General features: G+C 37.7%; 14 protein-coding genes and 3 other RNA genes. 8 read left to right on the top strand and 9 right to left on the bottom strand.

The features are described from left to right. Nucleotides 1–141: 141 nt before the first annotated feature. Nucleotides 142–357 (top strand): methionine aminopeptidase, encoded by a 216-nt coding sequence (locus tag CD003_RS05065; protein ID WP_096199829.1) that lies wholly within the window; start codon nucleotides 142–144, stop codon nucleotides 355–357. A gap of 6 nt (nucleotides 358–363) precedes the next feature. On the opposite strand, the gene kynB is transcribed toward CD003_RS05065, so the two are convergent. Both kynB and CD003_RS05055 read right to left on the bottom strand, forming a co-directional pair. Continuing rightward, a complete protein-coding gene (gene kynB / locus CD003_RS05060) occupies nucleotides 364–999 on the bottom strand; it encodes an arylformamidase (protein WP_096199827.1) in 636 nt (211 codons plus the stop codon). 25 nt (nucleotides 1,000–1,024) lie between these two features. Beyond that, nucleotides 1,025–2,164, bottom strand: coding sequence for a hypothetical protein (locus CD003_RS05055; RefSeq protein WP_096199825.1), 1,140 nt, complete (start codon nucleotides 2,162–2,164; stop codon nucleotides 1,025–1,027). Between the two features lie 184 nt (nucleotides 2,165–2,348). On the opposite strand from CD003_RS05055, the gene ffs (CD003_RS05050) reads away from it, so the two are divergent. The 4 genes from ffs (CD003_RS05050) to ffs (CD003_RS05035) all read left to right on the top strand — a co-directional run bounded on the left by ffs (CD003_RS05050) (nucleotide 2,349) and on the right by ffs (CD003_RS05035) (nucleotide 4,574). Next, an RNA gene (gene ffs / locus CD003_RS05050) (signal recognition particle sRNA large type) lies at nucleotides 2,349–2,612 on the top strand. Nucleotides 2,613–2,840: 228 nt separating this feature from the next. Then, nucleotides 2,841–3,554: an iron-sulfur cluster repair di-iron protein gene (gene ric / locus CD003_RS05045; protein ID WP_096199823.1), complete on the top strand. Its 714-nt coding sequence runs from the start codon at nucleotides 2,841–2,843 to the stop codon at nucleotides 3,552–3,554. Next, the gene (locus CD003_RS05040) at nucleotides 3,555–4,103 is read left to right on the top strand and encodes a hemerythrin domain-containing protein (protein ID WP_257008177.1); all 549 of its coding nucleotides are present in this window, start codon (nucleotides 3,555–3,557) and stop codon (nucleotides 4,101–4,103) included. 207 nt (nucleotides 4,104–4,310) lie between these two features. After that, nucleotides 4,311–4,574: signal recognition particle sRNA large type (ffs, locus tag CD003_RS05035), an RNA gene on the top strand. 91 nt (nucleotides 4,575–4,665) lie between these two features. Here ffs (CD003_RS05035) and CD003_RS21735 read toward each other — a convergent pair. After that, entirely contained in the window at nucleotides 4,666–4,818 is a 153-nt protein-coding gene (locus CD003_RS21735; RefSeq protein WP_179295437.1) for a hypothetical protein, read from the bottom strand. Between the two features lie 184 nt (nucleotides 4,819–5,002). On the opposite strand from CD003_RS21735, the gene CD003_RS05030 reads away from it, so the two are divergent. Next, nucleotides 5,003–6,886: a copper amine oxidase N-terminal domain-containing protein gene (locus tag CD003_RS05030; protein ID WP_096199821.1), complete on the top strand. Its 1,884-nt coding sequence runs from the start codon at nucleotides 5,003–5,005 to the stop codon at nucleotides 6,884–6,886. Between the two features lie 92 nt (nucleotides 6,887–6,978). On the opposite strand, the gene CD003_RS21730 is transcribed toward CD003_RS05030, so the two are convergent. From CD003_RS21730 to CD003_RS21725, 3 genes are read right to left on the bottom strand one after another with little or no spacing between them, the layout of a single operon-like run. Then, a complete protein-coding gene (locus CD003_RS21730) occupies nucleotides 6,979–7,140 on the bottom strand; it encodes a hypothetical protein (protein ID WP_179295436.1) in 162 nt (53 codons plus the stop codon). Nucleotides 7,141–7,162: 22 nt separating this feature from the next. After that, the gene (locus CD003_RS05025) at nucleotides 7,163–7,975 is read right to left on the bottom strand and encodes a manganese catalase family protein (protein ID WP_096199819.1); all 813 of its coding nucleotides are present in this window, start codon (nucleotides 7,973–7,975) and stop codon (nucleotides 7,163–7,165) included. Between the two features lie 11 nt (nucleotides 7,976–7,986). Next, complete coding sequence (locus CD003_RS21725; protein WP_179295435.1) at nucleotides 7,987–8,133, bottom strand: hypothetical protein; 147 nt, start codon at nucleotides 8,131–8,133, stop codon at nucleotides 7,987–7,989. A gap of 186 nt (nucleotides 8,134–8,319) precedes the next feature. On the opposite strand from CD003_RS21725, the gene CD003_RS05020 reads away from it, so the two are divergent. Next, nucleotides 8,320–9,051 (top strand): HAD family hydrolase, encoded by a 732-nt coding sequence (locus CD003_RS05020; RefSeq protein WP_096199817.1) that lies wholly within the window; start codon nucleotides 8,320–8,322, stop codon nucleotides 9,049–9,051. A 65-nt stretch (nucleotides 9,052–9,116) separates the two neighbouring features. On the opposite strand, the gene CD003_RS05015 is transcribed toward CD003_RS05020, so the two are convergent. Together CD003_RS05015 and CD003_RS05010 are read right to left on the bottom strand one after the other, a co-directional pair. Further along, nucleotides 9,117–9,383: a hypothetical protein gene (locus CD003_RS05015; protein WP_096199815.1), complete on the bottom strand. Its 267-nt coding sequence runs from the start codon at nucleotides 9,381–9,383 to the stop codon at nucleotides 9,117–9,119. Between the two features lie 640 nt (nucleotides 9,384–10,023). Continuing rightward, entirely contained in the window at nucleotides 10,024–11,301 is a 1,278-nt protein-coding gene (locus CD003_RS05010; RefSeq protein ID WP_096199813.1) for an IS110 family transposase, read from the bottom strand. A 388-nt stretch (nucleotides 11,302–11,689) separates the two neighbouring features. On the opposite strand from CD003_RS05010, the gene rnpB reads away from it, so the two are divergent. Continuing rightward, an RNA gene (gene rnpB / locus CD003_RS05005) (RNase P RNA component class B) lies at nucleotides 11,690–12,090 on the top strand. A 130-nt stretch (nucleotides 12,091–12,220) separates the two neighbouring features. Here the strand turns inward: rnpB and CD003_RS05000 are convergent. Continuing rightward, the gene (locus tag CD003_RS05000; RefSeq protein ID WP_096199811.1) at nucleotides 12,221–13,024 is read right to left on the bottom strand and encodes a purine-nucleoside phosphorylase; all 804 of its coding nucleotides are present in this window, start codon (nucleotides 13,022–13,024) and stop codon (nucleotides 12,221–12,223) included. Nucleotides 13,025–13,136: the final 112 nt, after the last annotated feature.

Below are 13,136 nucleotides of genomic sequence, written 5' to 3'. Positions count from 1 at the left end.
AGTTCAATTTAATACTCTATACCTCATGTTTACTAGTATAACACTCACTTTTTCTTCCAATTCATATCGTCTTGTATCAATTGAATAAAATCCTAAATTTTCCACACACTAAAGAAAATAAAATGTGTAGGAGTGAGTGAATTGGGTTTATTAAATGCTTTTCTAGATTGGCAATCTGCAAAACACGAGAAAAAACTGGAGAAAATGAAAGAACAAAATCTATGTCCAGTTTGTAATGGCAGAGGTTATTATTTACCAGAGCATAACGGCTACACGTATATCCCCTCTTTTGATTATCAATGCTATGGATGTGACGGTAACGGCTCATATACGTCTTGGCAAAGCTCCACACAATAAATGAATTCAACTGATAGGTCTGATTACAGCACGAACGGGACTACCATCTCCTGATTCGATTGGCAAAGGAAGTGCAATTAACTCATATTCTCCGGGTTCCACCTGGTCGAGCATCACGTTTTCTAAAATGTGAATTCCATTGCCATGTAATGAATGGTGAGCTTCTAATTCAGTGCTATCTAATGGATCAACAGATGGTACGTCTACTCCGAGAAGTTTTATCCCTTTTTGACCTAAATAGCTAGCGCCTTCCTTTGTTATGAACGGAATTTCTTTCGGGAATTCATGTGGGTTGTTAGGAATATGTGTTTTTATTAATAATCTGGTTATCCCATCTAAAGGAAATTCACGTAATACCTTTTCATTTATTTCAAAATGAGGCGATACATCAATAATTCTGCAAGTCCCTATGTACAAATTAATGTCTAAATCTATAACCCGTGTCCCTTCATTAAGAAAATGAAAAGGTGCATCAATATGGGTGCCTATATGTGTACTCGTTATAATCTGTCCAATATTTACAGAGCCTGTTTCTTCCTTAGAATATGAAACTTCATATGCAAACGGTGTATCCTCAGGCCAATGAGCAATTTGATTGTTTAACGGTTGGGATATATCAATCCACTTTTTAGAGTTTTTCATAGGTCAGCAACCCTCCAGTTAAATTTTAATTTTTTTCTAAAATTACAACTCCTTGCGTTTCAGCAATTCCACCATTACCGTGCACTAAGCCATATCGTTTAGTACATTCCCTCATTTTATGATACATATCAATCATTCCATTCAATGCAGGGTTGTTCCAAGGAGCTCTTGCCAAGTTCATCCCACCTGTAATGGTCATTTCATGTGTTTCTAGTAAGTCTGGCAATTGATCGATGTTTGTTATGAGTCCTGTCGTTAGTAAAAATGCGATAGGTACTGGTGGGTAACACGTATATACCTCAAGAAACAAATTACCATTCTGGAACTCGGCTGCTATGTCTATTGAAGAATGAGTTTGTGCTTGGAGAAAGGCGTTTCGTAAATGAGGAAATAGATTATCCTTTTTCCCTACAATCGCATCAATTTTTTCAGGCGACCCTTCAACCATTGAATAGTTTGCTCCAGTTACTCTTATTTTATCTTTTGCGGGAATTTGTAATAAGCTTGCGACTTCATCATTCACTAGGATAACCCCACCTGAGAAATCAATATTCGGGTTTGCACAGTCAGTCAGTTTAAATAAGTCACCATGTTGGTCATCTAGTTGTCTTCCCCTGTCATCAGACACTTCCATTCCTGTAACATGCTGATATGTTTTCCGATAGTTTAAAAAGAGCTTGTCAGATAAAGCCATAAACTCTTTCTCAGATAACCCTAATCTACTACAAAGAGTATGGGCGATTTCGTTATAGCACTGAATAATACTTTGTTCTTCAAAGATATTCATCGCCTTTGTTACCTCATTTTTCCCATAAATCTTCTTATTTGTTAGTAACGGCTCATGACCAAAGACAAAAACAGCATCATATAGTCCACCATCGATTAGCTCTTTTGCATCTGTTAACGCTTGAATTGGACTAGCTCCACTTTTGTATGTATTGATTTTGTCGATAGACTGGCATTCTAACACATTAAAGTAAAATTCATTTGCTGCTTCAAAACCATTTAATAGAGGGTCAATAAAGAAATAAGCGATTTTTTTCTTATGTGCCTCAAGTGATTTACGGATATTTATTGCTCCCTTAAACGTTTCTTTCAAAAGGTTAATAGACAGATTGTGCCCTTCAGTGTCAGTAATTTTACGTGAATAAATGATATTCGTCATAGCTCACCTCGAAAATTGATATTTGCAAATAATAAAAGAATGTTCCTAACCTCTCAAAAGGTACTTTCGACATATATCGGTCATTACCTTTAATGTTTAGTTACATTCCTCCTGCATTACCATAAAATTGGTATATACACAAAGTGATATACATAGTAAGATTAAGTCATTCAAAAGAAACACATCGCAATAGACGGGGAGGTAGCGGTGCCTTGTAACCTGCAATCCGCTATAGCAGGGTCGATGCCTATCGAAGGTTTCATTATGTGTGATCAGTGCTTTTTATTTGATGTTGAGGAGCAAGTCTTTTGCAAGGAAAACCCCACGAACGGGTCAGGTCCGGAAGGAAGCAGCCATAAGAGGGACACTTTTCTTGTGCAAAAGGTCACTTGTTCTGAGTCAAAGAGAAAGTTACGCATGGATGATGAAATCGTACATAGGTTTGCGATTTACATAGAAAATTTAAAAAGGGTGCTCCTATTCTAATTAGGAGCACCCTTTTTATCGTTCCTGTTGTTTTGAAACCCTTCTATACGGTAAAGCATTGGGGGACTGACCCCACTTTATTTTCATCAATTTTTTAATTGGTGACATACATCACTGAAAATGATTGTTATTCTCTGTACACTATGAATTGTAAGGATGAAACAAAAATTCGAACTTGGAGGTTTTGAAAATGGAAGTAACCTTTGACTTTTCTACTAGAACTGGCGAGATTGTCACACGCCTCCCTGAAGCAAGTACAATATTAAAGCAATATAAAATAGATTTTTGTTGTGGCGGTAACAGACCAATTGGTGAAGTTATTACTGAAAAGAAGCTAGATGGTGATGAGATTTTAGCAAAAATAAATGAGGCTTATTTACAATCGTTAGAAAAGCCTTCTGTTAACAGGGCTAATCTTACGAGTAGTCAGCTAATTAAACATATCATTTCTACTCATCATGCTTACCTCTCCACTCTTTTACCTGAGTTAAGTCAATTTACAACGAAAGTGCTACGAGTTCACGGGCGTGATTGTCCTGAACTGGCTGAGGTGCATAAACTTTTCCACCTTTTAAAAATAGAGCTTGAGCAACATACGATAGATGAAGAGCAGAATGTATTTCCTTTAATAGAGGCATTTGAAAATGAACCAACAACTGAAATCATTAAAGACATTTCCGTAAAAATTGAAGAGTTAGTAGATGAACATGAGGGTGCTGGAGGCGTTTTAGCTGAACTTCGAAAGGTTACAAATGATTTCACCGCACCACAATGGGCTTGCATGACTTTTCAACTCACCTATCAAAAGCTAGAAAATTTAGAGGCTGATTTATTTGAGCATATCCACCTTGAGAATAATATCTTATTTCCAAGAGTGATTAAAAAGTTAAAGGAGCTGAATTAAATGGAGACACAACCATTAAGCTGTGTAAGTAGTATGCTAGGTGATGATGTTGATAACGCACTTTGTCCGGCACTTATGCAACTGAAAAATGAACATCCTCCTCTAACGAAGCAAATGGAATCTATTTATGCCTTGACACAGTCAATCGAGCAAGAGGAGATTACACTTAATTCCAAAGCTCTTGAACAATTATACAAGCAAGTTAAATCCTTCGTTACAGAACTTGAGCCTCATGCGGAACGAGAAGAAGGTGTTCTTTTTGAAATGGTCGCTGCCTATATTGGCCGTACTAATGGCCCAATTGCTGTAATGGAATATGAACATGATGAAGCAAAAAAACTATTAAAAACGTTTCTTGATGATTGTGAAAAAAATTTAGAAACCGTTGAACCAACAGATATAAAAAGAATTGCATCCTATACTTCAAAAGCTTGTGAAATTTTAACGCAACATTTCATGAAAGAAGAATCAGTGCTATTTCCACTAGCAAATAAGCTTCTCACATCAGAGGAAAAAGAAGTTCTTGAAATAAAGATAAATCTTGTTTAGTGAAACAGTGTTATTTGTACAGATGGCACTCGAATTGAGGCAGTAGTGGCCTCTGAAAAAGTAAAAATCACACTTTTTTAGCGGCCTCTCTCACTCCTCCCTTTTCAGTTGCCTTTAAGCACCTCATTTTTATCCTCTACTACCAATTAATTGGCATATACAAGAGGTGAGATCCGTAGTAAGATTAAGTTATTCAAATGAAACATTTCGCAATAGACGGGGAGGTAGCGGTGCCTTGTAACCTGCAATCCGCTATAGCAGGGTCAATGCCTATCGAAGGTTTTCTTATGTGTGGTCAGTGCTTTTAATTTGATGTTGAGGAACAAGTCTTTTGCAACGAAAACCCCATGAACGGGTCAGGTCCGGAAGGAAGCAGCCATAAGAGGGACACTTTTCTTGTGCTAAAGGTTACTTGTTCTGAGTCAATGTCAAAGTTACGCATGGATAAGTAAATCGTACATAGGTTTGCGATTTACATAGAAGATTAAAAAGGTTGCTCCTACTATCAATGTAGGGGCAACCTTTTTATTTTAATTAGAGAACATTTAGCGGATTCGTTCTTCTATTCTTCAGGCACTCGATTCTTAAATGCTTCCGCTTCCGATAAATAAGCTTCCTCACCAGAATCAGGCTTTGCCTTTCTCATTTCTGCCCCTTTAGGCAAATCTCCTGGATGGCTCTTTTTCTTATGGTTAAGGCTTTTTCCACGTCCCATTACAATCCCTCCTTCAAAGTTGTTCATCTTCAGTTTTTTCTAAAAAAGGTTTCTTATGCATGGAATGGTCTCTATCACCGTTTTCAGCTTATATATTTACATAAAAACTATTGCATTTTCCAAAACTTTACTCCACACTTATTCATGAAAAACTTTTAAATTTGCTTCGGGAGAGTGTATCATTATGCAAAAGTTTAAACATGGGTTCATCTCATGTGTAGTAGGCATTGGATTACTATTGTCTCCTACTATTACTATTCAAAGCATGAATGCTGTACATGCCAGTGAGACGAACGTAAACATCATAGTGAATAATACAGCTGTGGAATTTTCTAGTGTTCCAATTATTCAAAATGGAACAACACTCGTGCCAATGAGAGCCATTTTTGAAGCAATGGGGGCAACCGTTGAGTGGGATCAACAGCAACAAAGAGTAACCTCTCAAAGAGATGGAAACATCATTGAACTACATATTAAAAGCAACACCGCTTATGTAAATGGTGAATCTCATACACTTGTAACAAGTCCTCAACTATTTAATGGTAGAACACTCGTGCCAATTCGATTTATTGGTGAGTCCTTTGGTGACACTGTGCACTGGGATAATGCTACTAAAACTGTTTCTGTAACAACTAAAAATACATCTAACATTCTATCTAAACTAGATAATCCTGTTCTTATGATTGATGGCTTTAAGGTAAATATAGTCGATTATTTACTAATAAAAGAAGACATAAGTTATCTTCCTCTAATTAAATTTTTAGATGCGATGAACATACAAGCACATATAGATAATAAACTTATTTCTTTTACAAGAGATGGGAACGAATTTGAATTAGAAATTGGAAATAGTCAAGCTTCTCTTAATGGTGAATTGATAGAGCTTAGTAATCCGATTTGGGAACATAATGGAGAGCTTTTCGGGGCTTCAAGAACATTAGCAACTTTAATAGGTGCTGAAGTAAACTGGGACAAGGCGCACAACCAACTAAGTTTTATCACTGGTAATAATGTGTTTGGCACAAAAACGTTACAAAAAGAGTCTGGTCAAATCGCACGACCGATAAATGTAAACAGTGTTACTTTAACAGGGGAACGTAGATTGTTAGTTAGTGATAATCCAGAATCTTTATATGAAAGAACAATTACTACCCAGCAAAGTACACTATGGCACGACCATATTGTTTCCAACAATCGTGAAGAACAACATCGAGTTCTCGGACATCACCACAATAAATTCAACCACCCAATAACCATTGGGATTACAATTGAAAACCTATCTGACAATGAGTTAGAAATTATTAATCCAAAAGGGATAGATAGAACTAGCTCTCGTGGTTGGGCTATTTATGATATTGGCATGCAATTAGCAGGTCTTACGCTAAATGAACGTATCCCATCGATTACTTTAGAAAAGACAACAATACCAGCCAACGAAACTGTTACATTAGACTCTTTTCTAGTTCATCCCGACCACATGATTGGCTTCCTTCATGAGTTTAATGTAAGAAGTAAAGAGTCGAACGGAAGTCTAAACTATAAAATTCGAACGGTGATGTCTCAACTTGATAATTCGAACCTTGCTCAAATAAGAGATGAACCTGTTGCATTAGACAACCTACATACTCATACACGGGGAAGTTGGGAGCAATCCACACTCTTGACTGAATTGCCAAGATTCAATGTAACTGACGATGAGAAGTCTTATAATATCTCAAATAGAATGACAGATAATATTTTAACTAGTAGCAACAGCTTTGACAGTAAAAATAGCGCAGACAATATTGGTCACTACGGTGCAACATATCAGGTAAAAATTCCATTTGTAAACCACAGTGGAAGTCCTAAAACTATTGAAATTCGAGCGGCATCTCGTGGTGGACGATACGCAGGTGCAGTTAAGACTCAAAACGGCACATATGCGATCCCAACACTTTCACCAATGAATGAAGTAGTAAAGATCATCGAATATACTGCTAGTGAAGGGGCAAGTGACCTCGTATTAGAATTCATGCATGGCTCAGGTTCTGCATTACCTTTGGCGATAAATATTAACGTAGTGAACTAATTCCCTAGCATTCATTTAGTGCGTCACATCTAAAGAGCACAACAAAGTATGTTACGTACTTTGTTGTGCTCTCTTTATTTAATCTTCTTCCATTACTTTTTTGTATTATCTCTACCTTCTGCTCCCACATGTATCCCGTGGTTCGTGTTTCCATCAGTGTCTTTACGGTTCTTCTTTGACTCTGCTCCACCTAGGTATTGAGCTTTATGTTTTTTCTGTTGGTCGACAAGTTCACCAAAATCTTGATTAATCACATTTAACAATCCTTTCTATGTCTTATTGATAGCTCGGTGGCTCTTGCCCACCAAATGTATCTAAATCTGGATCTCCCGTAAAAGGTCCTGTTATAGTTTTTGCATCATCAGTTTTGAATATTTTTTCTCCTTGACCGCCTTGCGATAAATCAGGATACATGATTGAGTATTGCTTATCTCCAAATGAACGTTCAGGGATTTGGGTGTCTTGAATTCTTTCAATTGCTTCTGAGAATAGCAACGCATGTGCTTCCTCTCGTTGGATTAAGAAGTCAAACATTTCTCTTGCTCCAGAGTCGTCTACGTGTCTATGTAGCTCTTCATACACTTTTCTAGCGCGTAGTTCTGCAGCTAAATCTGATTGAATATTAGCCATTAAGTCTCCTACATTGTTAATGTAGTTCCCAGTAAAAGGAGAACCTGACGAATCTACATAATCAAGGCCGTGCCCTGAGAGATATAAACTTTTCTGTACAGTAGAGTTTTGATTGATCATATTGTTCAGGAATCCATTCGCATTCCCCATCGTCGTACCTTCTGACACCATTTTTCTTCCGTCAACACCTAAAGTATTAGGATCAGTATCAGGGGCTCCCATAAGTTGTGTAATACATTCACCAACCATTTCAAGATGAGAAATTTCTTCAGTTGCAATATCAAGTAATAAATCTCTAATTTCCGGATCTTTCGTAGCAAAGCTTTGGGCAAAGTATTGTAAGCAAGCCTTTAATTCACCATTTGCTCCTCCAAACTGCTCTAATACAGCTGCGGCAAACGCTGGATTCGGATTTTTCACATTAACAGGAAACAGTAACTCTTTTTGATGTTTGAACATATCAATACCCCTTACTTATTCTGACCTCTATTATTGTCGTCGTATTCTTTTGTATCTTGCTTGTTTTCTATAACATAACCGTATCCAGTTTCACTAATTTCCATCGTTTCTTTAGTTACATTTTCGTTACTCTCGGTACTAATGTCCCTCTGCTTCATATACAAACCCCCATTCTTTTTGGATTAAAGGCTTGTATGCCTCATATACTGTTAGTATTTAATGTATTTAGATTATTTATCCTTATTTTTATAGGGAATACCTTAATTTATTAAAGGCGCAAAAAATTACGTGAAGTAGTAGCATTATGCTATACTACATTCAAAATGATTGAGGAGCGTGGGAACATGAATACTTGTGCTTTCTTTGATATCGACGGAACCTTTTATAGAGATTCCCTTTTGACTGAACACTTCAAACGTCTTATAAAATATGAAGTCATTTCTCCCACTGTTTGGGATGAAAATGTGAAGGAAACTTTTCATGAATGGGATAACCGGCAGGGTGATTATGATGATTTTTTACTCGAAATAACTGAAACCTATGTTAAACATTTAACAGGTATTGCGAAGGATGAAATTGATTTTATCGCACGGCAAGTTATTCGTTTAAAGGCTGATAGGGTTTATAAATATACAAGACAACAAATCAACTGGCATCAAGAGCAAGGTCACAAAATCTTATTCATTTCTGGTAGTCCCAGCTTTTTAGTATCTAAGATGGCCGAAAAATACAATGCAACTGACTACTGTGGTTCTACTTATCATATCGATGAAAACGGCTTCTTTTCAGGTAATGTCACACCTATGTGGGATTCTAATAGTAAGGAAAAAGCGATACATAAAATGGTAGAGAAGCATAACATCGACTTGACCAAAAGCTATGCTTACGGGGATACAAACGGGGATGTAACAATGTTCAAACACGTAGCTCATCCTGTTGCAATTAATCCATCGAAAGAGTTACTTGGAATAATTAATACAACTACCGATTTAAAAAAGAAAACAGAAATCATTATCGAACGAAAAGATGTGATTTATAAGATTAATCCGATGACTAGGGAAGTTATCTTCTGCTAAAAGGAACAACTTCATCACAAGAAATACGGTTTTGCACATTACCTAAAAAGCACATCAAAGCGAAACTACACTTTGATGTGCTGTAGGGGACTTATTAGACCAGTACCGATTGCTTCGACTACATCAAAAGGTTCAATGGTTAACTCCCCATCTACTTGACTAGGTATTGGTATCGGTTTATCCACAATTATTTCCTGACTTTCTTCCTCCTCAATAGGACCTTCATTAATTCCTAGAATCTGTTCCTTAACCCAATCATCATTACAACCTGATAAAATAAAAAACAAAGATGTATACACTGTAAACCGATTTATGAACGAGCGTATATTCACGAGAAAGGCCCCCATTCTTTGTACTATATAAATTATAGTTATAGGGCCTGGTCGTTATTATTGTTATTTTTTAAGCATCAATCTCGCCTACCCTTACATCTTCCGAAATGCCCTTCTTTCTGCATAGGTCAGACACTTTGGACAAACCTTAATCGTTTCACCTCTGTCATCTATATATCTAGTAAAATGCCCTTGTTTTGATTTACAAAATTTGCAGCTTTTTTTCTGAAAGAATCCTTCTAAAAACTTAAACAATGGTATACTCTCCCTCTATAAATATTGATATATCAACGGTTTGACCCGTTTGTGAGGTGTCAAAAAAATATTTTTCGACACGACCTCTAACAGTAATTTAAAATTATGTGAAACTATTCCAATCTATGGGTGCGCTACGCGGTCACTACTGGATATTAATGTAAGTAGCGTTGAAGAAATATACGATGCACCATGGATCTCTGCGTAGCTTATGATGACGTACCCTCCCATGTCTCTGGACATCTGTGTGCCTACATTCCTTCGTTCGGTCTAGTCATAAGGCAGAGGCTAGCGAAGCTCCTTTAGGGACTCTAGGTCGAATGGTGAAAATAGTGCCAGCTTCTCCGTGTCATCCAATTGTCTAGTTCATTCAAGGAGATGCAGACTACATAGCCTCTTCGAGACTAGGTACATCCCTCATCATTCTTTGTGCATCGAATGCTTTATGCTTCGTACTGATTCCATGTAATACTTTTAATAGTTTTCCGCAAAGGACCACAATTGATTGTTTCTTTCGTAACGGGTTGACTGTGCGATTTGTGTAATATTCATGTAGTTTACGAAAGGCTTCGTTATGACGGATCATTGGCATCATCACTCGAAACAGGAGGGCGCGTAGCTTCCTTCTGCCTCGTTTAGAGATACGTTTTTGACCTTTGTGCTGCCCAGACGAATTTTCACGCAATGTGAGTCCCGCGAGTTTGATAAGTTGGCGTGGATCCTCATAATGTGAAAAGCTGCCGATTTCAGCTAATAGATCAACGATGGTAGTGTCTCCGAGTCCATTAACTGTTGAAAGCCATTCATATTCTACAGACGTTTTGACGAGCTCAACTAAGCTTTGGGTGATGCTTTCAATTTCTTGTTCTAATTGGTGATAACGTTGAACGAGTGTGGCAATTTCAAAACGGGCCATCTTACGTCCTTCTGTTACTCCAATCGAGTGAGCTGCGACTTCAATGAGACGCACAGCTTTGGGCTTCTGAGGAGATTTCATCCCCTCTACTTGACGATACATCACAAGTAATTCATCAGGTTGTTTTTGGTAGAGATCACTTGGGAATGGCGTACATTCGAGTACGGCCAAAGCCATCTTTCCGAAAGAGGGAAAGACTTGAGTGAATTCAGGAAAATAGCGGTCCAACCAGCGAATCATCATGTTTTTAACGGCTCCCAGTTCCTCCGTCAACTTACTTCTAAACGTTGATCCGACGCGAAGTTCAGCTTCGACATCTTTTAGAATACGAGGATAACTAAAACGTCCGTCTTTTAATAGTCGAGCAATCACTAGCGCGTCTTTACGATCATGCTTTGTAGGCAGATTGTCATCTAACTCCTTTGAACGCTTAACGTGCATTGGATTGGTCATGACAAGCGGAATGCCTCGTTCCTCAAGAAAGTAGGCTAAGTTTAACCAATAATGGCCAGTTGGTTCAATTCCTACTAGAACTTCTGTTTTTCCATGCTCTCTTAATGCTTTGAGAATTCGATCATAAAATGACTCAAACCCTTGATGTGACTGTGTAATAGAGAATGATTTCTGGAGTATCCGTCCACGGTCGTCAACAAAGCAGGAGAAATGTGTACGCTTTGCGATGTCGATTCCGACAACGAGGGTTTCTTCAGTGACTTGATTTATTTTCTGATTTTGTTTAAAATCCATTGTGGAGTCCTCCTTGGTTACTAAATTAGGGGTCAATTCGTCCAGATTTGACACCCCGTATCATACCAAGAGGGCTCTTTTTTGTTCAAGTCCCCGAAAAACCTTCTAACAGGAATGCTCCTTTTATCATACTAAACTTCATCCCATAAAAAGACATATATGAAAACCAACGTGTTTATTTCATAGCTTTCTCACTCGATACGGCCTTCTTAGCAACATCCTAAAAATCTCTTTTCCTTCATTTTTTCTAGAATGTGCCCATTTGTGTATATATTTAACAGTTTAGCAAAGTTATCATTAAATTACTTCAACTTCTACTAGATTACCAAAAATTACTTTTGACCGACATCTATTATCTTGATATACTATTTCTTACACAGCTGATATAACGTTCAGGCAATTGCTGCGACATGTAAATGTTGTAGAGGAAAGTCCATGCTCGCACGGTGCTAAGATGCCCGTAGTGTTCGTGCCTAGCCAATCAATAAGCTAGGGCAATTTGGCTTAAGGCTGAATTGACGGCGGGAAAAAACGCCTAAGTCCCTTTTGAGATATGGTTGAGTATCCCTGAAAGTGCCACAGTGACGAAGCTTAATGAGAAATCTTTAAGGTGGAACGAGGTAAACCCCACGAGCGAGAAACCCAAAATTAGGTAGGGGCACCTTCTCGAAGGAATCAAACAGAGAGAAGGACGGTTGAACCTTAGTTCAGCCGTAGTTAGATGATTGCCACCGGAGTACGAGGATAAAACCGCTTGCAGTACTAAGGTACAAAACATGGCTTATCGAACGTTATTGATACAGTTGAAACAAAAACGGAGCTGTACCAAAAGGTAAAAATCAACCTTTTGACACAACCCCGGAACAACGCAACCTCATGATTGAGGTTATTTTTTTGCTTTCAATCTTGTACTTACGTATTACATTTCCGCTACTATTGCTTTCACAAACCGTAGGAAATTGTCTTTTACTTTTTCTGTTGTTTCAATTACTTCCTCATGATTAAGAGGTTGCTCGAGTATACCAGCTGCCATATTAGAAATACACGATATTCCTAGTACGTCCATGCTGGAATGTCGTGCTACAATTACTTCAGGGACCGTTGACATACCAACTGCATCTCCTCCAAGAGTACGAATCATTTTTACCTCTGCAGGAGTTTCATAACATGGTCCTGTGTTTCCTACATATACCCCTTCTTTAATTGCTATTCCTAAGTTTGATGCTATATTTTTTGCTAATGCTATATGCTTTTTACTATACGCTACTGACATATCAGGGAAACGTACTCCTTTTGTCGGATCATTCGGGCCAATTAACGGATTATTACCCATGTTATTAATATGGTCAGTTATTAGCATTAAGTCACCAGGGGAAAAGCTCTCATTCACTCCACCCGCAGCATTCGTTACAATTAAGTTAATAACGCCTAGTTCTTTCATTACCCGAACAGGAAACGTTACTTTTTCTAATGAATATCCCTCGTAATAGTGAAACCTCCCTTGCATCGCAATGACTTGCTTTCCTTGTAATGTACCAATTACTAGCTGACCTGTATGTCCCTCTACTGTCGATACTGGGAAATCTGGTATTTCATTATAGGCAATTTTTATTGGATTTTCTATTTCATCTGCTAATACCCCCAAACCAGAGCCTAGAATTAAGCCGATTTCAGGTTTTATGTCTTTCATTTTTCCCTTTAAAAATGTTATTGTATTTGTCATTTTTGTCACTTCCCTTACTAGTCTCTTATCATTATTAATGTTACCCATTCACAAAACATAATTCGCATAGGAGAGCTTATTAATAGAAAGGGGTTGTGTCAAAAGGTCTATT

The organism is Bacillus sp. FJAT-45350 (assembly GCF_002335805.1).
Classification (GTDB): domain Bacteria; phylum Bacillota; class Bacilli; order Bacillales; family NISU01; genus FJAT-45350.
The sequence above is the reverse complement of the archived record's forward strand: the minus strand, read 5'-3'. Positions and strand labels throughout refer to the sequence as shown.